Raw genomic sequence first — 20,929 nt, 5'->3', positions numbered from 1 at the left:
GCAAACCACACATCTCTTAAAAACGCGTAACATACATTGGCTGCACTTATCTTTCTTTGAACTGTTGCAAAAAAACATGAATTCGTGAGAACGATCACTCAAAAGCGCACGTCAGGCCACAATCTCACCCGCGCGCTGATTAAAAAACAGACAAAACTACCTGGTTCGTAAAAGAGCGTCTAAAGTAAAACTGGGACCTCGCGAGCAAGGGTGAAACGATGGCGCTTTACACAATAGGTGAAGTGGCTTTGCTTTGTGATATCAACCCTGTCACGTTACGCGCGTGGCAGAGGCGTTACGGATTATTAAAGCCCCAGCGAACAGACGGGGGGCACCGCCTGTTTAATGACGCCGATATCGACAGGATTCGGGAGATTAAACGCTGGATTGATAACGGTGTGCAGGTCAGTAAGGTCAAGGTGCTGCTCAGCAACGATAACATCGATGTGCAAAACGGCTGGCGCGAACAGCAGGAGACGCTGCTGCACTATTTGCAAAGCAACAATCTGCATAGCCTCAGGCTATGGATTAAAGAACGTGGGCAGGATTACCCCGCCCAGACGCTCACCACGCACCTGTTTACTCCTCTGCGACGACGCTTACAGTGCCAGCAACCCACTCTCCAGGCGCTGCTCGGCATCCTTGACGGCATCTTGATCAATTACATTGCGATTTGTCTTGCCTCCGCGCGCAAAAAACAGGGGAAAGACGCGCTGGTGGTCGGCTGGAATATTCACGATACCACCCGGCTGTGGCTGGAAGGCTGGGTCGCCAGCCAGCAAGGATGGCGCGTCGATGTGCTGGCTCACTCGCTGAACCAGCTTCGCCCGGAGCTGTTTGACGGCAGGACGCTGCTTATCTGGTGCGGCGAGACGCAGACGCCCGCGCAGCAGCAGCAACTCAACGCCTGGCGCGCACAGGGGCACGATATTTACCCGCTGGGCCTGTAGCCTTACCGGATGGCGGCACCAATGCGTGATCAGACATTCTGCGCATTTAATGATTCATTAACAAACGTGCTTTACGGTACAATCCTTTTGTTAACATAAGGAGTGCACAATGCGCGCAGCTAAAATCGGTGTGATTACCCTCTTCCTGCTGATGGCTATCGGCGGTATCGGCGGCGTGATGCTCGCTGGCTATACGTTTATTTTACGTGCCGGTTAAGGCGCAGCACCAGACGCTCGAACAGGCGATCGACAATGATCGCCGCCAGCGCGACCAGTAAAGCCCCCTGAATCACATAGGCGGTGTTAAAGCCGCTCAGCCCGATGATAATCGGCGTGCCGAGCGTGCTGGCGCCCACCGTCGAGGCGATCGTCGCAGTCCCAATATTGATGATCACCGAGGTGCGAATCCCCGCCAGAATCACCGGCGCGGCCAGCGGCAGTTCGACTTTCCACAGCTGCTGTCCCCGGCTCATTCCCATCCCGCGCGCCACGCTCATGACGCTGGCGGGAATCGCCCCCAACCCGGCGAGCGTGGCCTGCAATATCGGCAAAACCCCGTAGAGGATCAGCGCGATAATGGCTGGCTCCTGACCAAACCCCATCACCGGAACGGCTATCGCCAGCACCGCGACCGGCGGAAAGGTCTGCCCGACGGCGGCGATGGTTTCCACCAGCGGGCGAAACTCTGCCCCCCATGAGCGAGTGACCAGAATCCCCGCCCCGACGCCAACCGCCACAGCAATCAGGCTTGATACGCCCACCAGCCAGAAATGGGCCAGCGCCAGCGCCATAAAGCTTTCTTGCTGGTAAACCGGTCGTGGTAACTGTGGAAACAGCGCGCCAAACACCGCCTGGCTGTACGGCAGCCCCGCAAGCAGCGCCAGAAAAGCGACAATAAGCCAGAGCAGCGGATCAGACAGTCGTTTCACCGGGCAGCGCCTCCGAAAGCAGATCGCGAAAATGGAGCGTCCCGCAGGGAATACCCTGCTGATCCACCACCGGCAATACGTCGCACCCTCGCGCCACAAAGACAGACAGCGCATCGCGCAGCGTCATCTCTTCCGCCAGCGCGTCACCACCCACTTGCTCATGACGACGCACATAATCCCCCACGCTGCGCAGCGACAGCAGCCGCACGCCCAGTTCGCTGCGCCCAAAAAACGCCTGCACAAAATCATTCGCCGGCGCGGTCAGCATTTCCAGCGGCGTGCCCTGCTGTACCACTCCGCCGCCATCCATCAGCACCAGATGCTCCGCCAGACGCAGCGCCTCGTCGATATCGTGCGTCACCAGCACGATGGTGCGGCCAAGCAGCCGGTGAATACGGGTCATCTCCTGCTGAAGCGCCCCGCGCGTCACCGGGTCCAGCGCGCCAAACGGCTCATCCATCAGCAATACCTGCGGATCGGCAGCCAGCGCGCGAGCCACCCCAACGCGCTGCTGTTGCCCGCCAGAGAGCTGGTGCGGATAACGGTGACGCAAATTCACGTCCAGCCCCAGCAGCGCCATCAGTTCTTCCGTGCGGTCATCAATACGCGAGCGCGACCACTTTTGCAGTTGCGGTACGGTGGCAATGTTTTGCGCCACCGTCCAGTGCGGGAAAAGGCCGATCGACTGGATGGCGTACCCCATGCGACGACGCAGTTCCAGCACCGGCAAGCTGCGGATCTCTTCCCCGGCAAAACGGATCACCCCGCTGTCATGCTCCACCAGGCGGTTAATCATCTTCAGCGTGGTGGATTTTCCCGACCCCGATGTGCCAATCAGCACTGAAAAGCTGCCTTCGCGAAAATGCAGATTGAGGTCGTTGACGGCCTTCTGCGCACCGAAGGTTTTGCTGACATGGCTAAATTCAATCATCATTCGTTACCTTCAGGAGTGCGATCCATAAATCAAACAGCGCGTCGATCAGCACGGCCAGCGCAATGACCGGGATCACCCCCAGCAGAACCAGATCAACGGCGCTGCTGAGCAGTCCCTGAAAGACCAGGGCGCCAAACCCTCCCGCCCCAATCAGGGCGGCGATGACCGCCATCCCCACCGTTTGCACCATGACCACGCGCAGGCTGCGTAAAAAAACCGGCAACGCCAGCGGCAGTTGTACATGGATAAAGCGTTGAGAAGCGCTCATCCCCATCGCCCGCGCGCTTTCCAGCACGTCTCGCGGCACCTGGTTAAGCCCGGCAACCACGCCGCGCACCAGCGGCAGTAACGCATAGAGCACCAGCGCAATCAGGGCGGGCGTTAACCCGGTTCCCGCCACGCCAAGCGTTCCCAGCCAGGGCCACGCCTTCACCAGCCCGGCAAGCGGGGCAATCAGCAGGCCAAACAGCGCAACGGAAGGGATGGTCTGGATAACATTCAGAACGGCAAAGACCGGCCCCTGCCGCGCCGTTGCAAACGAGCACCAGATGCCCAGCGGTACGCCAATCAGCAACGCGGGCAACACGGTTCCCGCCAGCAGCGTCAGGTGCTGAACCAGCGCATTATCAAAAATATCCTGCCGGTTCGCGTACTCTTTGAGTAAAGAGAGATCGTTGAATGCGCCGGTGAGCAGCAGCGCCAGCGGTAAGAGCGCAATTTGCGCATGCAGAAGCCAGCGCCAGAGCGGTTGGGTGGTGATACGGCGAATGGCATCGCTACAGGCCAGCAGGGTAAGCCCAAGACCCAGCCACAGGCCGCTCCCCAGGCTGGTGCGCGCCAGCGGGCTGCCGGCCTGCGCCAGATGCGCTGCCGCTTTCCCCACGCTCCAGAGCATGGCGATCACCAGCGCCTGCGCCAGCACAAGCGTCAGCACGCTGCCCTTTTTTCCAGGGACAAAGCACAACACCAGCAATGCACACCCGGCGCCCGCCAGCAGAGAAACCGAACCCGGCCAGATATCCCAGATCTGACGCCCCTCCCCTGACACCAGGCGATTGGGGGCGTAGTTAACGAAAGGCAGCGCGGCGGCAACCCCCGTCAGGATCACCAACAGCAGCAACACACGGTTAAGACTGACTTTTGACACCTTACTGACCTGATACAAAATATGTTACTTCACCCAGCCTTTTTGCTTCAGGTAATCTGCCGCGACTTTTTTCGCATCCAGCCCTTCAACGGCGATACTGGCATTCAACTGTTGCAGCGTTTTTTCATCCAGGCTGGCAAAGACCGGCTGCAACCATTCCGCCATCTGCGGATATTCTTTTAGCACCGACTCACGAACCACCGGAGCAGGCGCATAGATAGGCTGAACGCCTTGCGGATCGCTCAGTGTTTGCAGCCCCAGCGCCGCAACCGGGCCGTCGGTGCCATAGGCCATTGCCGCGTTTACGCCGGACGTTTGCTGGGCGGCCGCTTTAATGGTCACCGCCGTATCGCCGCCAGCCAGCGACAGCAACTGGTTCTGATTCAATTTAAAATCGTAGGCTTTTTCAAAGGCAGGCAGCGCATCGGCGCGTTCAATAAACTCGGCGGAGGCGGCCAGCTTGAACGTTCCGCCCTCTTTCAGATAGCGTCCGAGATCCGCAAGCGAAACCAGTTTATTCTTTTCCGCAACATCCTGGCGCACCGCAATCGTCCAGGTATTGTTTGCAGGCGCTGGCGTTAACCAGACCAGCTTGTTCTGCTCAGCATCCAGTTTTTTGACTTTTTCAAACCCCGCCTGTGCGTTTTTCCATGCCGGATCGTTTTCGTCTTTAAAGAAGAATGCGCCGTTTCCGGTATATTCCGGGTAAATATCCAGCTCGCCGGAGGTAATCGCGCCGCGTACTACCGGGGTTGTACCCAGTTGCACTTTATTCACCGTTTTAACGCCGTGGCTTTCCAGCACCTGTAAAATCAGGTTGCCAAGCAAGGCGCCTTCCGTATCGATTTTTGATCCGACCGTTACGGGTGATGCGGCCTGCAACGGCAGACTGACCGCCGCTAACAGCAGCAGCGCCCCCGCCCCTGTTTTTGAAATTGTCATGCTGCTTTCCTCATTCTTTTACATCCCTTTTCAGAGACTTGAGGAAAAAGCATAGTTGAAAAATAGCAGAGCGACAAAAGGCAGGAGCAATTCGCAGGCCGGATAAGCGCAAGCGCCATCCGGCAATCAGGCGCACCGGTGCCGGATAGCGACGCTAACGCGTCTTATCCGGCCTACGGAACTGACAGGCATGGCGCGTGGCTACAGCAGTTCAAACTCGCCTTGCTTCACACGGGCGGAATCGACGCCAATAAAGACGTTAAACTTGCCGGGCTCCGCGTCATACTTCATACGCTGGTTCCAGAATTTCAGCGCCTCAATATCAATCGGGAAGCTAACGGTCTGCGTTTCTCCCGGCTTCAGCGTTACCTTCTCAAAGCCTTTCAGCTGTTTTACCGGACGACTCATCGATGCCGTGACATCCTGCAAATACATCTGGATTACCGTCGCCCCCTCGCGCTTGCCGGTATTCGTCACCCGCACGCTGGCCGTTACCGCGCCATCGCGCTTCATGGTGGGCGCAGAGAGCGTCACATCGGAAACGGTAAACGTGGTGTAGCTCAGACCATAACCAAACGGATACAGTGGGCCATTCGCCTCGTCAAAGTAGCGGGAGGTGTACTTGTTCGGCTTGTCGGCGTTATACGGACGACCGGTGTTGAGATGGCTGTAGTAAACCGGGATCTGCCCGACAGAGCGCGGGAAGGACATCGGCAGTTTACCCGACGGGTTATAGTCGCCGAACAGAACGTCAGCAATGGCGTTACCGCCTTCCGTACCGGCAAACCAGGTTTCCAGAATGGCGTCAGCCTGCTGATCTTCTTTCACCAGCGCCAGCGGACGACCGTTCATCAGCACCAGCACCAACGGTTTACCCGTCGCCTTCAACGCCGCGATCAGATCGCGCTGGCTTTGCGGGATCTGAATGTCGGTACGGCTGGAAGCCTCATGCGCCATACCCTGCGCTTCCCCGACAACGGCCACAACCACATCGGACTGTTTCGCGGCATTAACGGCCTCGTCAATCATCGCTTCTGGCGAACGAGGGTCTACTTTCACCGCCTCCTCATACTGGTTGAGGAAATCAACAATGCCTTTGTCATTAGTGACATTCGCCCCTTTGGCGTATATCACTTTGCCTTTGTCGCCCAGCGCGTTTTTAATCCCCGTCAGCACCGTAACGGACTGGCTGGCGACGCCAGCGGCAGACCAGCTTCCCATCACATCACGCTGACTGTCGGCCAGCGGCCCCACCACCGCAATGGTGCCGGATTTATTCAACGGCAGCGTTTCCAGACGGTTCTTCAGCAGCACCAGACTTTCGCGCGCAACGTCGCGCGCGTCTTTGCGATGCAGGCGGCTCTCGGCATTCGTGTCCTGCGGATCGGACTCTTTTGCGCCCAGGTGGCTGTACGGATCGTTAAACAACCCCATGTCATATTTCACGTTCAGCACATGGCGCGCGGCATCGTCCAGTTCCGCCATCGTTACTTTGCCTGATTTGACCAGCCCCGGCAGGTATTTGCTGTAATACTCATCGCTCATACTCATGTTGATGCCGGACTTGAGCGCCACGCGCACCGCGTCTTCCGGGTCGGATGCCGTGCCGTGTTTAATCAGCTCTTTGATCGCGCCGTGATCGGAAACGGTGATGCCTTTAAAGCCCCACTCGTCGCGCAGCACCTCTTTCAACAGCCATGAATCTGACGTCGCAGGCGTGCCGTTCAGTGAGTTGAGCGCCACCATCACCGCGCCGCTGCCCGCGTCCAGCCCGGCTTTATACGGCGGCATATAGTCGTTGAACAGGCGCTGCGGGCTCATATCGACGGTGTTGTATTCCTTCCCGCCCTCAACCGCGCCATAGGCGGCGAAATGTTTCACGCTGGTCATCACCGAATAGCGATCCGCCGGGCTTTTGCCCTGCATCGCCTCGACCATCGTTTTGCCCATGATCGCCGTCAGATACGTATCTTCACCAAAGCCTTCCGACGCGCGTCCCCAGCGCGGATCGCGGGACACATCCACCATCGGCGCCCAGGTCATGTTCAGGCCATCGTCAGCCGCCTCATACGCCGAGACGCGGCCCACGGTTTTTACCGCCTCCAGATTAAACGAGGAGGCCAGGCCAAGGCTGATAGGGAAAACGGTACGCTGCCCGTGCAGCACGTCATAGGCGAAAAAGAGAGGGATTTTCAGGCGGCTCAGTTCCATCACCTGATCCTGCATTTTTCGGATATCCTGGCGGGTGACGGTGTTAAAAATCGCCCCGACCTGCCCGTTTTTGATCATCTCCCGGATGGCTTCTTTCGGGTTGTCGGGCCCAACGCTTATCAAACGCAGCTGACCGATTTTCTCATCAACGGTCATTTTCGTGAGCAATTCAGTGACAAACGCATCCCGAGCTTCAGGCGTCAGCGGATGGTTGCCAGACAACGCTTCCGCCAGCGCTGGCTGCAACGCAAGGCTTACCGCAACACCTACAGAACATAGCCATTTCATCTTGATTCTCTCTTTTTCTTTAGCCCGACGTGGCAGCAAAAATATAACAAAAACCGCAGTTTGCCATAAGCCTAATCGGGAGAGGAGAAGAAAGCTAAGGTTATTCTCTGATTTTTTTAACGTCCCCTGCGCAGGGAGGAGGATCAGGAATACGCTAAGCCTGCACCGAGACAAGTTGCATGAGAAAGCGTATTGTCATACAAAGCGCTATGCTTAGTTCCGATAGTTTGTCCCACCACAAGGAGTGGAGAATGTCTTCCATTACAACGACAGATAATAAAGCCTTTCTTAATGAGCTCACCCGTCTGGTGGGTCATTCGCACCTGCTCACCGATCCTGCAAAAACCGCCCGCTACCGCAAGGGGTTCCGTTCCGGTCAGGGCGAAGCGCTGGCCGTGGTCTTCCCCGGCTCGCTGCTGGAATTGTGGCGCGTACTGAACGCCTGCGTAAACGCCGATAAAATCATTCTGATGCAGGCCGCCAATACCGGCCTGACTGAAGGTTCCACGCCGAACGGCAACGATTACGATCGCGAAATTGTCATCATCAGCACGCTACGCCTCGACAAGCTGCACGTCCTCAGTAAAGGCGAACAGGTGCTGGCATACCCAGGCACCACGCTGTACTCACTGGAAAAAGCGCTTAAACCTTTTGGTCGCGAACCGCACTCGGTTATCGGTTCCTCCTGTATCGGCGCGTCAGTTATTGGCGGCATCTGCAATAACTCCGGCGGGTCGCTGGTACAACGTGGCCCGGCGTATACCGAAATGTCGCTGTTCGCGCGCATTGATGAACAGGGCAAATTACAGCTGGTGAACCACCTGGGCATCGAACTGGGCCAGACCCCGGAACAGATCCTCAGCACACTCGATGATGAACGTATCAAAGATGAAGATGTGCGCCACGATGGCCGCCACGCCCACGATTACGATTACGTGACTCGCGTCAGGGACATTGAGGCCGATACCCCTGCCCGCTATAACGCTGACCCGGATCGCCTGTTCGAATCCTCCGGCTGCGCGGGTAAGCTGGCGGTGTTCGCCGTGCGGCTGGACACTTTCGAGGCGGAAAAAAACCAGCAGGTCTTTTACATCGGCACCAATCAGCCCGACGTGCTAACCGAGATTCGTCGTCATATCCTGGCGAAATTCGACAACCTGCCGGTTGCCGGTGAATATATGCACCGCGATATTTACGACATCGCGGAGAAATATGGCAAAGATACGTTCCTGATGATCGACAAGCTCGGCACCGACAAAATGCCGTTCTTCTTTACGCTCAAAGGCCGTACCGACGCGATGCTGGAAAAGGTAAAAATCTTCCGCCCGCATTTCACCGACCGCGCGATGCAGAAGTTCGGCCATTTATTCCCTAACCATCTGCCGCCGCGCATGAAAAGCTGGCGCGACAAATATGAGCATCATCTGCTGTTAAAAATGGCGGGAGACGGAGTGGCGGAAGCGCAAAGCTGGCTGACCGAGTTTTTCAAAACCGCCGAGGGCGATTTCTTTGCCTGTACCCCGGAGGAAGGCAGCAAAGCGTTCCTGCACCGTTTTGCCGCGGCAGGCGCGGCAATCCGTTATCAGGCGGTGCATGCCGATGAGGTGGAGGATATTCTCGCACTGGATATCGCCTTACGACGTAACGACACCGAATGGTATGAGCATCTGCCGCCGGAAATTGACAGCCAGCTGGTGCATAAACTCTATTACGGTCATTTCATGTGCTATGTCTTCCATCAGGATTACATCGTGAAGAAAGGCATCGATGCCCATGCGCTGAAAGAGCAAATGCTGGAACTGCTGCGCCAGCGCGGCGCGCAATATCCGGCAGAGCATAACGTTGGTCATTTGTACAAAGCGCCGGAGACGCTGGCGCGTTTTTATCGGGAAAATGACCCCACCAACAGCATGAATCCGGGTATTGGTAAAACAAGTAAGCTGAAATTCTGGAAAGAAGCGGCGTCCGACGAGACGCATTGATTTCTCGTATTTACAGCGATGGAGCTGTTTTAAATATCGTGCCGGATGGCGGCGCAAGCGCCTTATCCGGCCTACAAACTGTAGGCCGGATAAATGAAGCGCCATCAGGCACATATCAACAAACTCAATCGTTTTGCGCGGTCTGCTCGCCTGCTGCGGCCATCTGCGCGGCTTTCTGCTTTTTATAACTCAACGCGGCGGCCGGAACGGGCATCGCTTTGCCGGTTTCAATCCAGGTGCGTAAACGGCTGGCATCGGCAAAATGGGTATATTTGCCAAAGGCATCCATCACCACTAACGCCACCGGTTTGTTGTTGATCATCGTGCGCATCACCAGGCAATGACCGGCAGCGTTGGTAAACCCGGTCTTGGTCAACTGAATATTCCAGTTATCGCGGTACACCAGATGATTCGTATTGCGAAACGGCAAGGTGTATGCCGGGTTTGCAAAGGTCGCCATATCCTCACGCGTGGTGCTTAACTGACCAATCAGCGGGTACTGCTTGCTGGCAATCAGCAGTTTCGTCAGGTCACGGGCGGTCGATACGTTATGAATCGACAGTCCCGTCGGCTCCACAAAACGGGTGTGGGTCATGCCCAACGCTTTGGCTTTAGCATTCATCGCTTTAATAAAAGCGTTATAGCCACCCGGATAATGATGCGCCAGGCTTGCCGCCGCCCGGTTTTCCGAAGACATCAGCGCCAGCAGCAACATATTTTTACGGCTGATTTCACTGTTCAGACGCACGCGTGAGTAAACGCCTTTCATTTCCGGCGTCTGGCTGATATCGACTTTCAGTTTTTCATCCAGCGGCAGTCGCGCATCAAGCACCACCATCGCCGTCATTAATTTGGTGATCGACGCAATCGGACGCACAAGATCCGGGTGGTTCGAATAGATCACTTTGTTGGTGTTCAGATCAACAATCATCGCGCTTCCAGAAGCAATTTCCGGTTGAGACGCTACGGCGGCAGCCGCGGTTTTCGCCACAGCGTGTGGCGCAAAAGGGACAGCCAGCATCAGGGCAAGGCTAAATAATGAAACTCGGAATTTCAGCATGATGAGATTTCTGATAATGATTCACGCACGTAGAACGTACACCGCCTGAGCCAGGATTTTACTCAAGCTAGCTCCGGCATCATAGCGACCCGACAGCGTTGTCGCCATAAGAGAATCGTCACGAAATGCTGCATGCTGGCTTTTACACCCGTCTCTTCCCTGTTTCGGGCCGCAGGCGCGCTGCTGTTGTCCATTTATCGCCCTCCTGCGACCCGAATTCTTTTCATATCTCAGAATAACCGGTATCCATATCCCCACAGGATCACCGTCATCGCCAGCAGCACTTCCAGTACCAGCACGCCGATAGCCAGCGTCGAACTGGAAAAGCTCAGACCTTCCTCTTTACTGATATTCAGGAATGTCGGGATGCCGAGATACAGCAGATAACCGGTATAAAACAGTGCGACAGTACCGACTAACGCACAGAGCCACACCAGCGGATAAAGCGCCACCAGACCACTTAAAAACAGCGGCGTTGCGACATACCCGGCAAAGACCATACAGTGTCCCAGGGAAGGCCGTTGCGGGTAGTTGCGCGCCATCCACCAGATGACCCGCCCCATCACGGCAACCCCGGCCAGCATCATGCCGTAAAACAGAACCGCGAACGCCAGCCCCGTAAACAGAGACAAGCGCAGCACATTGCCATCACCAAAATTCCAGCCAATTTGCGTGGTGCCGATAAAGGCGCAAATCACCGGGATCGCCGCCATCAGCAGCACATGGTGGGTATAGTGATGCGACACCGTTTCGTTTTCGCTTTTGATCACGCGCATTTCACGATCGGGATGGGAAAATAGCCCCCAGACATGGTTCATACCGCCCCCCTGCTTGTCAGCTCTGGATCTCAACACTTCAAGTATAATTCAGCTTTCGATTATTTTATGTACAGCGCATAAAAACCGATGCGCTAACGTCGCGCCTTTTCCGGCCATAAACATTGATAGGGTGTATGCTAAAAGCGGGAGGTCGTTTTCACGTATGGATATCAACAGTCTTATCACGCATTACGGTTATGCCGCGCTGATTATTGGCAGTATGGCGGAAGGCGAGACCATCACCCTGTTAGGCGGCGTGGCAGCCCATCAGGGATTGCTTAAATTCCCTCTGGTGGTGCTCTCTGTCGCACTCGGCGGCATGATTGGCGATCAGGTGCTCTATTTGTTGGGTCGTCGCTATGGCGGCAAAATTTTGCGGCGCTTTTCCCAACACCGCGCCAAAATTCATCTGGCGCAGAAAATGATTCAGCGTCGCCCGTACCTGTTTGTGATCGGTTCCCGATTTATGTACGGCTTTCGCATTATTGGGCCGCTATTGATTGGCGCCAGCCACCTGCCGCCTAAAATCTTTCTGCCGCTGAATATTCTGGGGGCGATGATCTGGGCTTTGCTGTTTACCACCCTGGGCTATATTGGCGGCGAGGTGATCGCGCCGTGGCTGCACAGTTTCGACCAGCATATAAAGCATGTGATTTGGCTGGCGCTGGTGGTTGGGCTGGTTTTTGGCGCTCGCTGGTGGTTAAAACGGCGCAATAAGCCTGATGCGCCTTAGCGCTTCACGCCGGATGGCGGCGTGAACGCCTTATTTGGCCTGCATTAAAGCGCCATCCGGCACGACGCTCAAAGATGATAACCGCCGCCCAGCGCGCTGGTGAGCTGGATGGACGCATCCAGCCATTGCCCTTGCAAAATCAGGCCGTTGCAATGTTCCCGCAGCGCCGGGATCTTCGCCTGGCTGACGCGGGAGCCCGCAATAATTCCGGCATTAAACCGCGCCTGTGCCAGACCAACCACCCGCTGTGCGTCATGCTCAATCTGCCGTTGGTGCTGATTTTTTTCAGCCATCGTTTCAACCTGACTGGCGGCGCGCGCCACATCATTCACCGCATCCACCACCGCTTTGTTGTAATTCGCGACAGAGAGATTACTTTGCGCTTTCGCGATATCAAGACTGGCGTTCAGCCTGCCGCTGTCAAAGATCGGCAGCGTCAGCCCGGCGGTGACGCCCATCTGCTGTGCGGAATGGCGAAACAGATCGCTCAGGTGCAGGGCGTCCTGTTGCAGAAACGCCATCAGGTTGATATCGGGATAAAACGCCGCTTTTGCGGCGTCAACGCTGCCTAAAGAGGACTCAATGTACCAGTGCGCCGCCTGTAAATCGGGTCGGCGAGCCAGAAGTTCATAGCTCAACTGAGCGGGCAACTGGCTTTCAGTCACTGGCAGAGCAACCGTATGCAGGGTCAGCGGGGCCGATTGCGCATTGGTCAGCGCACTCAGACGCGCCTCAATAATCTTCATTTTACCGGCCACATCATTTAGCTGCTGCTGCGTTTTACCGGCATCAATATCGGTTTCCACCCCTTCGACCGAGGAGGTAATACCGTTTTGATACAGCTGGCGATCAACCGTAATGACGTTTTGCTGTTCATGTTCGATTTGCGTCAGCACCGCTTTAAGCGCCGCCTGCGTCTGCCATTCCCAGTATAAACGCGCGACGCCGCTTGCCAGCAGTTGCCGGGTTTGCGCCTGTTCCGCTTCACGCGCTTTCACTACGCCGATTCTCGCGCTGACTTCAGCCCGATTCTTGCCCCAGAGATCCAGATCCCAACCGGCGGTTAAGCCGAACGTCCCGTTGGTGTACCACGGCCCGGTGGTTCCCGCCGCCGGATCGGTGATGGCAAACGGCCCCATCAGCCCTTCCGCAGACATTTTCTGGCGCTCAACATCCGCAGAGAAATCCAGCCGGGGGCCATCCTGCGCTTCAACCGCCTTCGCCTGCGCCTCGGCGAGCTGTATACGCTGTTCAGCCACCTGCATATCAGGAGAATGCTGTAATGCGTTGTTAATTAAGGCATCAAGCTGGAGATCGTGGTACGCCTTCCACCACTGGCTGTCCGGCCAACCGTTTTTTATTGCCGTCGGTAATGGTGAATCAACCTGTGCAGCAGGCGTTTGTCGCATCAGCGACTGGCGGGTATCGTGCATCGGCGCGCAACCCGCCAGCAGCGTAAAAAGAGACAGGCACACCGTTGTGGCCAGGAGAAAATCGCGGTTCATGGAGACGTTCTGGTAAGAAAAGGTGCGCAGAGATTACGTGGTGTTGCGTCCTGTTTTTTAGTTACGCGTGGCAATACATCTTTGGAAAAGGAAAAATATAATTAGAAAATTATAATTGAAACAAATGATTATGATTAAAGTATTTCATGAAATGATATTTACCCTTTGCGTAGTTCCCTGTCGAACCGCTGACCGCTGCCGGATGGCGACGTACCGTCTTATCCGGCCTACACAGTCTGTAGGCCTGATAAGCGAAGCGCCATCAGGCACGCGGCCAGATAAGGCGATTTAAATATCAATGGACTGAATGGCGCGAGCAATATCGGGGGAATTATTAAGCGCTCGGATTTCCTGAAATAGCGCGGTGGCTTCCGTATATTCCTTACGCAAATACCCCAGCCACTGCTTAATACGCGCGACATGATACAGCCCGGTATCCCCCTGCTTTTCCAGCCGGGTGTATTTTTGCAGCAGTAAAACCACTTCCGGCCAGGGCATACGCGGTTCGTTATATTTCACCACGCGGCTGAGATTCGGGATGTTTAACGCTCCACGTCCCATCATCACCGCGTCGCAGCCGCTGACCGCCATACACTCTTGCGCGCTCTGCCAGTCCCAGATTTCACCATTGGCGATAACCGGAATAGTGAGTCGCTGGCGGATCTCGCCAATCGCCTGCCAGTCAATATGTTCGGCTTTATAACCCTGCTCTTTGGTGCGCCCATGCACGACAAGCTCTGTCGCCCCTGCCTGCTGGACGGCATCGGCAATTTCAAATTTTCTTTCGCCGCTGTCCCAGCCCAGACGCACCTTCACCGTGACCGGTAAATGCGCAGGCACGGCTTCGCGCATCGCTTTTGCCCCCTGATAGACAAGCTCAGGATCTTTGAGCAACGTCGCCCCGCCTCCGCTGCCGTTCACCATTTTCGACGGACAGCCGCAGTTTAAATCCACGCCATATGAGCCCAGCTCCACCGCGCGGGCGGCGTTTTCCGCCAGCCACTGCGGGTATTGCCCCAGCAGTTGAATACGCACGACTGTGCCGGACGCCGTGCGGCTGGCATTGTGCAGTTCCGGGCAGATGCGATGAAACACTTTTACCGGCAGAAGCTGATCCACCACGCGCAAAAACTCCGTGATGCACAGATCGTAATCATTAACCTCGGTCAGTAGCTCGCGCACCAGAGAGTCGAGCACGCCTTCCATCGGCGCCAGTAAAACACGCATAGCATTTCGTTACCTGCAAAAAAAGAGGCTCTATGGTAGCGCCTCTGTGGTGCGGTTTAAAGTCTCTCAGCGCGGCTCAAGGCAGTTATCTTCCTTCCAGCCATACAGCCACTCAATGCCGCGATAAAACTCCTGCTGGGATTTGCCTTTCCACAGCAGATTACGCACCTGTCGCTCCACGCCTGCGGCATGGTAGACGCGCCCCATCTCGCGGGTTGACCAGACAATTCGCGCCGTGCGGGGAATACGCACCAACTCATACAACGCAAAGGCCTGCTGCGCATCACCATGACAACGCTCCAGCGCTTTACCCAGCGTAACGGCATCTTCCAGCGCCATGCAGGCACCCTGCGCCATATATTGCGCAACCGGGTGCGCGGCGTCGCCCACCAGCGTGATGCGGTCGGTTCCCCATTTCTCTACCGGTTCCCGGTCAGCGGTCGCCCAACGGCGCCAGGAGGTGGGTTTGTCGAGCATTTGACGCGGACGCGGGTGAATCCCGGCAAAATAAGAGAGCACCTCTTCTTTGCTTCCGTCTTTCACGCCCCACTCCTCCTGCTGACGGCTATGGAACGTCACCACCAGATTGTACTGTTTCCCGCCGCGCAACGGATAATGCACCAGATGGCAGTGCGGCCCGGCCCACAGTACCGGCGCGTTGATGCGCAAATCTTCCGGCATGTCGTCGCACTCCACCACGGCCCGGTACACCACATGCCCGGTCACGCGTGGAGTATCGCCAAGAAGACTCTGGCGCACGACCGATTTCACGCCATCGCAGCCCAGCAGAATATCTGCCGTCCAGCTATTCCCCTGCTCGTCAAACACCGTTACATCGTCCGGCGTCTGGCGGATATCGACAATATTCGTCGAAGTCCGGTACTCCACGCCCGGATGGGTCAGCGCCGCTTCCCAGACGGTGGCATGAATATCCACCCGGTGAATCACGGCATACGGGCCGCCAAAATGGTCGCGAAAGGCCTGGCCGGTTTCAATGCGCACGACCTCTTCGGCATTCACGGCGTCCATCATCGTAATATGATCGGTAAAGACCGCGCGCTGGCGAGCCACTTCACCAACGCCGAGGCTGTCCAGCGCGGAAAACGCATTCGGCCCGAGCTGAATCCCCGCCCCAATCTCACCAATTTCATGAGCCTTTTCCAGCAGCATCACTTTAATGCCCTGGCGCGCCAGCGACAGCGCGGTCGCTGCGCCGCCAATACCGCCACCCACGATAATTGCGCTTGTCACTTTAGCCATTGTCGTTCTCCTTATCAGGCTGAAATTTTGTCTTGTTGATTTTCGGGGGCAGCGGCGATAAAGGCCGGAAGCCGGGTACAGGCGTCATAAACCGCCTTGCAGCGCGGATAACCGCTCAGGTCGCATCCCATTCGCAGCGCATTGGCCCATTGTGGAATCAGGCAGCAATCCGCCAGCGTGGGCGCATCCCCCACGCAAAACTGCCCGGACTGCCCCTGGCGCAACAGTTGTTCCACCGCGCTAAGCCCTTGTTGCACCCAGTGGGCGTACCAGCGTTTCTTGTCTTCTTCGCCGATCTTCAGCTCGTCAGTCAGGTAGCGCAGTACGCGCAGGTTGTTCACCGGGTGAATATCACAGGCAATGGCATAGACAATTTCCAGCGCCTGGCTGCGCGCCGGATCGACCAGCGGCAGCAACGGCGTCTGCGGGAAGTGGCGATCCAGCCAGTCGATGATTGCCAGCGATTGCCCGAGAGATTCACCGTCATCAGTCACCAGCGTCGGCACCAGCCCGATCGGGTTCATCCGTCGATAGCTCAGCGCATTCTGCTGGCCGATACGAATGTTGACGCCCACCGTCTCATAATCGATGCCTTTTAATGCCAGCGCGATACGCACGCGATAAGACGCCGAGCTATTAAAAAAACTGTACAGCTTCATCATGCACCTCAGACAATCTTCACGGCGATCGGCGTTAACCCTTCCACATTGCCGGTAATCACATCCCCTTTCACCACTGCCCCGACCCCTTCCGGCGTGCCGGTGAAAATCAGGTCGCCCGGTTGCAGTTCAAAAAAGCCGGACAGGTAGCTGATGGTTTCATTGACGGACCAGATCAGATGGCGAATATCGCTGCGCTGATGATCTTCCCCGTTTACCTGTAACCAAATCGGCGCGTTGTTGACGTCTGCCACATCGGTCGCTTTATGCAGCGGCGCAATCGGCGCGGACAAATCAAACGCTTTGCCAATTTCCCACGGGCGCCCCATCTGACGCATTTCCATCTGACGGTCGCGGCGGGTCATATCCAGCCCGGTGGCATAGCCCCAGACATACTCATGCGCCTGCTCAAGCGGAATATCGCTGCCCTGTTTGCCTATCGCCACCACCAGTTCAATTTCATAGTGATAGTTATCGGTCTGCGACGGATAGGCCAGCGCCAGCGTTTCGCCAGCCGCAACCGGTACGACCGCATCGGCCGGTTTGCAGAAGAAGAACGGCGGCTCACGATCGGGATCGAACCCCATCTCACGGGCATGGGCGGCGTAGTTACGGCCAACGCAGTAGACGCGGCGAACCGGGAATTGCTCATCGCTGCCAACAACCGGCACCGCGACTGGCGCCTGAGGTTCGAATACATATTTGCTCATCTTTTCTCTCCCAATTTAATCACGCGCTTCGCGGAACAAGCCGAGGGCTTCCTGAACCGGTTTGTCCGAAAAACTGAATAAAACGGTATCTTCCGTGGTCTGGAACGACACCCCGTGCCATGTCGGCACCACAAAGATATCTTTCGCCGTGAAGTGGAACGTCTCATTGCCAATGATGACCTGCCCGGAACCTTCCACAACGTGATAAATGGTGCTGTCGGTCGTGCGCGCCACGCGCGACGCAAACCCTTTCGGCAACAGTTGCAAAAACGCGCCCATCGAAGGCATCGGATAGCCCCCGGTGACCGGGTTGACGTAGCGCATCTTGTAGCCATCCCACTCGTCAGGTTCCCCCATCCGGGTCAGGTCATGCAGCGCTTCACGGCTACGGTCGTAGCGGTAGTTGAAAATCGGCGAGGAATTGCCGACCTGGTGGCGTAGCGGCAGCATGTTGGCGGCGTAGCGCGGCAGGTAATCGCCTTCTTTGCGCGTCACCGGCTGCTGTTCTTCCGGGTAATCTTCCGCAAACCCGCAGCCCAGCGTATTCACCAGCGGCAGATCCAGACCGTCCAGCCATACCACCGGCTCGTCGCCAGGGTTGCCGTGATCGTGCCAGCGCCACTGCGGCGTCAGAATAAAGTCGCCCGGGTGCATCTGCGTCCGCTCGCCGTCAACGGCGGTGAACGCGCCTTGCCCTTCCACAATAAAACGCAGCGCCGACTGGTTGTGGCGATGACTCGGCGCCACCTCGCCCGGTAAAATCAATTGCAGCCCTGCGTACAGCGTCGCGGTAATTGACGACTGTCCGCGCAGCGCCGGGTTTTCCAGCACCAGCACCCGGCGGACAGCCTCTTTCGCGCCAATCAGGTTGCCGCTTTCCAGCAACAGCGGGCGGATCTCCTGATAGTTCCAGTACGCAGGCGCGCAATTGGCGTTCGGCGTTTGCGGCACCAGGTGGTGCAGCGACTCCCAGAGCGGCGTCAGGTTTTGCCCGGAAATGTGCTGATAAAACTGCTGACGGTTGTGTTTAACATCCTGATTCACTTCAGACATGGAGGTTCTCCTTATTCGTTCACGACGCCTGCCCGGGGCAGCACGTCAGGTTCAGAGGCAGAGTGGCGGACAACCGCCGTCAACATGGCGAGCATCGCCGCGCTAATGGCTGCCGGGATCGCGATGACGAAAAACAGCGTATCGAAAGAGAAATTCATCGCCATCATCATGCCGCCGGAGAGCGAACCGACAATGGCGCCGCAGCGCCCGACGGCATTGGACCAGCTCACGCCGGTTGCACGGCTTTGAGTCGGGTACAGCGTCGCAGTTAAGGCATTCAACCCCACCTGCGATCCGCTGATGCCAATGCCCGCACCAAAAATCGCCAGCGCCATCAGCCACAGTCCGTTTTCGCTCAGGCCAATCATCACGATGCAGACCGCGCCCAGCGCGTAGCTCACGGCCAGCACCCGGAACGGATTGTGTTTGTCCATCAGTACGCCGAGTAACAGCGCACCGAGCGTACCGCCGACCTGGAATGCGGCAGTGACCCAGGAGGCATGCTGCAAATCGATTCCCCGGTGATTCAGGAGCGTCGGCATCCAGCTGGAGAGCAGGTAGATAATGAGCAGGCTCATGAAGAACACGACCCATAACATCAGGGTAATGGGAAGCTGACGCCCAACAAAAAGCTGGTGGATACTGCCTTTTGAAATGGCGGCGGCTTCATGAAGATAGAAATGCGTATTGTCGTAGCGTTCGCCGGTGATGGCGCTAACCGTTCTGGCAATCGCCGCCTGCGGGCGCTGACGACGCACCTGCCAGCGTGGCGACTCGGGCAGAACAAACAGCAAGGCGAAGAACAGCATTAAGGGCAATACGCCGCCGAGCACCAGAATGCCGTGCCAGCCAATCAGCGGCACCAGTTGCGCGCTGACGATGCCGCCCATCGCCGAACCGAGGGTAAACCCGCAGAACATCAGCGTTACCAGCGCGCCGCGACGGCGGGCGGGAAGATATTCCGACGTCATCGTGATGGTATTCGGCATCGCGCCGCCCAGCCCTAGCCCGGTTAAAAAGCGCAGTACCACCAGCGTTTGCAAATCCGGCGAGAAGGCGGAAAGCAGGCTCAAGGCGCCAAACAGCGCCACGCACAGTTCAATCACCCGTTTACGGCCAAAACGGTCTGACAGCGGGCCGCACAATAGTGCCCCTGCCGTCAGCCCCAGCAGACCCGCGCCGAACAGCGGTGCCAGATCGCTGGCGCTCAATTGCCAGTGCGTACGGATATCCGGCGCAATAAAGCCAATTGCAGCCGTATCAAAACCGTCGAGCATTACCACCAGAAAGCAGCAGATGATAACGCGCCACTGCATTTTGCCGACGGGGGCGGCGTCAATCAGTGCTTGTAGATCACGTCGTTGAGTCATAGTGAATGCCTCGGTGCAGGTAAGGTAGATGTCATTTTTGTTTTTTGTATGTTGCAAGTTTGTAATCATGGCGATGAAATGTACAATGGCATTTCGGGCAGAGGCATAACCTGGGGGTTATATCAAATGGCGAATTGGGCGCAAAAATTGAAGCTGCACCACCTGCAAATGCTGGTCGCGCTGGGGGAACAAGGGAATCTGACCCACGTTGCGCGAATGATGAACATCACCCAGCCCGCGCTGTCGAAGTGGCTGTCACAGCTTGAAGATGAGATCGGAATCACGCTTTTTGAACGCCACAGCAAGGGGTTACGCCCTTCAGAAGGGGGCAAGCTGTTGCTCCAGCATGCGCAGCGGCTCATCAACGATATGGAACGTTCGCAGTATGAGATCGCGCGCTTTAAGCAAGGTGGGCTGGTGGGAAGCCTGAAAATCGGCTGTTCACCGGTCGCGACAGATTGCGTGTCGCAGGCGATCCTCTGCCTGCTCAATGAGATGCCGACGCTGCACCTGAATATTGAAGAGAAAGTCATGACCCCGCTTTTACACGATCTGCTCGCCGGGTCGCTGGACGTGGTGGTAGGCCGCGTGGGCGGTCGGGCGCTCCAGCTACCGTTAAATTATCAGGTGCTCTACACCGAACCGGTCTGCTTTGTCGCCCGCCCCCATCATCCCCTGGCCTCACACGCCACGCTTTCCTGGAACGACCTCGCCCACTGGCGCTGGATTGTCTGGCCGACCGGTACGCCAATTCGCATCAGCATTGATAACGCCCTGGTGGACAACGGCGTGATGCTGCCGGAAAACACCATCGAATCCGCCTCGATGAACGTCAGCACCAATTTGCTGCAAAGCAGCGATATGATCTCTATTCTTTCTCTACGCCTGGCGCAACGCTATGCCAGCCAGGGCCAGTTGGCTATCTTAAACCTACCGAAAATAGAACAGAAAGGAAGCGTGGGCATGTTCTGGCGCAAGAACGAGACCCCTTCTCTCGCGTTGAGTCGTTTTCTGCATTTTCTGGCGCAGGTTTAGCGCGGGCAACGGGGCGTTGCCCGATGTTCCCGTTGTCTATTTCCACTATGCTCAGAATTCATGATGTGATCGGTAGCACGTTTTAAAGTTTAATTGTATGATGAATCTGTTTCATC

The 20,929-nt window shown here is 56.7% G+C and carries 19 protein-coding genes; 5 read left to right on the top strand and 14 right to left on the bottom strand.

Annotated features, from left to right (window positions below; genetic code table 11):
• The first annotated feature begins 218 nt into the window (after positions 1–218).
• Both mlrA and OGV82_RS12830 read left to right on the top strand, forming a co-directional pair.
• The gene (gene mlrA, locus OGV82_RS12835; RefSeq protein ID WP_012131645.1) at positions 219–950 is read left to right on the top strand and encodes an HTH-type transcriptional regulator MlrA; all 732 of its coding nucleotides are present in this window, start codon (positions 219–221) and stop codon (positions 948–950) included.
• Positions 951–1,059: 109 nt separating this feature from the next.
• Positions 1,060–1,167, top strand: a complete 108-nt coding sequence (locus OGV82_RS12830) for a protein YohO (protein ID WP_047462533.1) — start codon at positions 1,060–1,062, stop codon at positions 1,165–1,167.
• On the opposite strand, the gene OGV82_RS12825 is transcribed toward OGV82_RS12830, so the two are convergent.
• The 5 genes from OGV82_RS12825 to bglX all read right to left on the bottom strand — a co-directional run bounded on the left by OGV82_RS12825 (position 1,148) and on the right by bglX (position 7,401).
• Positions 1,148–1,879, bottom strand: a complete 732-nt coding sequence (locus OGV82_RS12825) for an ABC transporter permease (RefSeq protein ID WP_047462530.1) — start codon at positions 1,877–1,879, stop codon at positions 1,148–1,150. The genes OGV82_RS12830 and OGV82_RS12825 overlap by 20 nt on opposite strands.
• On the bottom strand, positions 1,863–2,810 hold the full coding sequence (locus OGV82_RS12820) for an ABC transporter ATP-binding protein (protein ID WP_047463981.1): 948 nt from the start codon (positions 2,808–2,810) through the stop codon (positions 1,863–1,865). Before OGV82_RS12820 ends, OGV82_RS12825 begins: the two co-directional genes overlap by 17 nt.
• Positions 2,803–3,960: an ABC transporter permease gene (locus tag OGV82_RS12815; protein WP_047463980.1), complete on the bottom strand. Its 1,158-nt coding sequence runs from the start codon at positions 3,958–3,960 to the stop codon at positions 2,803–2,805. Before OGV82_RS12815 ends, OGV82_RS12820 begins: the two co-directional genes overlap by 8 nt.
• A 24-nt stretch (positions 3,961–3,984) precedes the next feature.
• Positions 3,985–4,902, bottom strand: coding sequence for a glycine betaine ABC transporter substrate-binding protein OsmF (gene osmF, locus OGV82_RS12810; protein ID WP_012131641.1), 918 nt, complete (start codon positions 4,900–4,902; stop codon positions 3,985–3,987).
• Between the two features lie 201 nt (positions 4,903–5,103).
• Positions 5,104–7,401: a beta-glucosidase BglX gene (gene bglX, locus OGV82_RS12805; protein ID WP_047462528.1), complete on the bottom strand. Its 2,298-nt coding sequence runs from the start codon at positions 7,399–7,401 to the stop codon at positions 5,104–5,106.
• A 251-nt stretch (positions 7,402–7,652) separates the two neighbouring features.
• Between bglX and dld the strand changes: the two genes are divergently transcribed.
• Positions 7,653–9,383, top strand: a complete 1,731-nt coding sequence (gene dld, locus OGV82_RS12800; protein WP_047462524.1) for a D-lactate dehydrogenase — start codon at positions 7,653–7,655, stop codon at positions 9,381–9,383.
• 124 nt (positions 9,384–9,507) lie between these two features.
• Here dld and pbpG read toward each other — a convergent pair whose 3' ends face one another.
• The gene (gene pbpG, locus OGV82_RS12795; protein WP_012131638.1) at positions 9,508–10,443 is read right to left on the bottom strand and encodes a D-alanyl-D-alanine endopeptidase; all 936 of its coding nucleotides are present in this window, start codon (positions 10,441–10,443) and stop codon (positions 9,508–9,510) included.
• 230 nt (positions 10,444–10,673) lie between these two features.
• A complete protein-coding gene (locus OGV82_RS12790) occupies positions 10,674–11,261 on the bottom strand; it encodes a Yip1 family protein (protein WP_012131637.1) in 588 nt (195 codons plus the stop codon).
• Between the two features lie 163 nt (positions 11,262–11,424).
• On the opposite strand from OGV82_RS12790, the gene OGV82_RS12785 reads away from it, so the two are divergent.
• Complete coding sequence (locus OGV82_RS12785) at positions 11,425–11,994, top strand: DedA family protein (protein WP_047462521.1); 570 nt, start codon at positions 11,425–11,427, stop codon at positions 11,992–11,994.
• A 68-nt stretch (positions 11,995–12,062) separates the two neighbouring features.
• Here the strand turns inward: OGV82_RS12785 and mdtQ are convergent, their stop codons facing one another.
• The 7 genes from mdtQ to mhbT form a co-directional block, all read right to left on the bottom strand.
• A complete protein-coding gene (gene mdtQ / locus OGV82_RS12780) occupies positions 12,063–13,499 on the bottom strand; it encodes a multidrug resistance outer membrane protein MdtQ (protein ID WP_101744022.1) in 1,437 nt (478 codons plus the stop codon).
• A 288-nt stretch (positions 13,500–13,787) separates the two neighbouring features.
• The gene (dusC, locus tag OGV82_RS12775) at positions 13,788–14,726 is read right to left on the bottom strand and encodes a tRNA dihydrouridine(16) synthase DusC (RefSeq protein WP_101744023.1); all 939 of its coding nucleotides are present in this window, start codon (positions 14,724–14,726) and stop codon (positions 13,788–13,790) included.
• 66 nt (positions 14,727–14,792) lie between these two features.
• Positions 14,793–15,986, bottom strand: coding sequence for a 3-hydroxybenzoate 6-monooxygenase (locus OGV82_RS12770; RefSeq protein WP_047462515.1), 1,194 nt, complete (start codon positions 15,984–15,986; stop codon positions 14,793–14,795).
• A gap of 14 nt (positions 15,987–16,000) precedes the next feature.
• Positions 16,001–16,645: a maleylacetoacetate isomerase gene (gene maiA / locus OGV82_RS12765; protein ID WP_024130180.1), complete on the bottom strand. Its 645-nt coding sequence runs from the start codon at positions 16,643–16,645 to the stop codon at positions 16,001–16,003.
• Between the two features lie 8 nt (positions 16,646–16,653).
• On the bottom strand, positions 16,654–17,355 hold the full coding sequence (locus tag OGV82_RS12760; protein WP_012131630.1) for a fumarylacetoacetate hydrolase family protein: 702 nt from the start codon (positions 17,353–17,355) through the stop codon (positions 16,654–16,656).
• A 15-nt stretch (positions 17,356–17,370) separates the two neighbouring features.
• Positions 17,371–18,408 (bottom strand): gentisate 1,2-dioxygenase, encoded by a 1,038-nt coding sequence (gene gtdA, locus OGV82_RS12755; RefSeq protein WP_047462513.1) that lies wholly within the window; start codon positions 18,406–18,408, stop codon positions 17,371–17,373.
• An 11-nt stretch (positions 18,409–18,419) separates the two neighbouring features.
• Positions 18,420–19,778 (bottom strand): 3-hydroxybenzoate transporter MhbT, encoded by a 1,359-nt coding sequence (gene mhbT, locus OGV82_RS12750; RefSeq protein WP_101744024.1) that lies wholly within the window; start codon positions 19,776–19,778, stop codon positions 18,420–18,422.
• 126 nt (positions 19,779–19,904) lie between these two features.
• On the opposite strand from mhbT, the gene OGV82_RS12745 reads away from it, so the two are divergent.
• Positions 19,905–20,813 (top strand): LysR substrate-binding domain-containing protein, encoded by a 909-nt coding sequence (locus tag OGV82_RS12745; protein ID WP_024130178.1) that lies wholly within the window; start codon positions 19,905–19,907, stop codon positions 20,811–20,813.
• Positions 20,814–20,929: the final 116 nt, after the last annotated feature.

Source organism: Citrobacter sp. CK191 (genome assembly GCF_030333435.1).
GTDB lineage: Bacteria > Pseudomonadota > Gammaproteobacteria > Enterobacterales > Enterobacteriaceae > Citrobacter_B > Citrobacter_B koseri.
The sequence above is the reverse complement of the archived record's forward strand: the minus strand, read 5'-3'. Positions and strand labels throughout refer to the sequence as shown.

Coding starts and splice junctions, on each gene's coding strand:
- mhbT (WP_101744024.1), bottom strand. CDS start 19,778: ATGACTCAACGACGTGATCTACAAGCACTGATTGACGCCGCCCCCGTC.
- bglX (WP_047462528.1), bottom strand. CDS start 7,401: ATGAAATGGCTATGTTCTGTAGGTGTTGCGGTAAGCCTTGCGTTGCAG.
- OGV82_RS12770 (WP_047462515.1), bottom strand. CDS start 15,986: ATGGCTAAAGTGACAAGCGCAATTATCGTGGGTGGCGGTATTGGCGGC.
- osmF (WP_012131641.1), bottom strand. CDS start 4,902: ATGACAATTTCAAAAACAGGGGCGGGGGCGCTGCTGCTGTTAGCGGCG.
- maiA (WP_024130180.1), bottom strand. CDS start 16,645: ATGAAGCTGTACAGTTTTTTTAATAGCTCGGCGTCTTATCGCGTGCGT.
- OGV82_RS12745 (WP_024130178.1), top strand. CDS start 19,905: ATGGCGAATTGGGCGCAAAAATTGAAGCTGCACCACCTGCAAATGCTG.
- OGV82_RS12820 (WP_047463981.1), bottom strand. CDS start 2,810: ATGATTGAATTTAGCCATGTCAGCAAAACCTTCGGTGCGCAGAAGGCC.
- OGV82_RS12790 (WP_012131637.1), bottom strand. CDS start 11,261: ATGAACCATGTCTGGGGGCTATTTTCCCATCCCGATCGTGAAATGCGC.
- gtdA (WP_047462513.1), bottom strand. CDS start 18,408: ATGTCTGAAGTGAATCAGGATGTTAAACACAACCGTCAGCAGTTTTAT.
- mlrA (WP_012131645.1), top strand. CDS start 219: ATGGCGCTTTACACAATAGGTGAAGTGGCTTTGCTTTGTGATATCAAC.
- OGV82_RS12785 (WP_047462521.1), top strand. CDS start 11,425: ATGGATATCAACAGTCTTATCACGCATTACGGTTATGCCGCGCTGATT.
- pbpG (WP_012131638.1), bottom strand. CDS start 10,443: ATGCTGAAATTCCGAGTTTCATTATTTAGCCTTGCCCTGATGCTGGCT.
- dld (WP_047462524.1), top strand. CDS start 7,653: ATGTCTTCCATTACAACGACAGATAATAAAGCCTTTCTTAATGAGCTC.
- OGV82_RS12760 (WP_012131630.1), bottom strand. CDS start 17,355: ATGAGCAAATATGTATTCGAACCTCAGGCGCCAGTCGCGGTGCCGGTT.
- dusC (WP_101744023.1), bottom strand. CDS start 14,726: ATGCGTGTTTTACTGGCGCCGATGGAAGGCGTGCTCGACTCTCTGGTG.
- mdtQ (WP_101744022.1), bottom strand. CDS start 13,499: ATGAACCGCGATTTTCTCCTGGCCACAACGGTGTGCCTGTCTCTTTTT.
- OGV82_RS12830 (WP_047462533.1), top strand. CDS start 1,060: ATGCGCGCAGCTAAAATCGGTGTGATTACCCTCTTCCTGCTGATGGCT.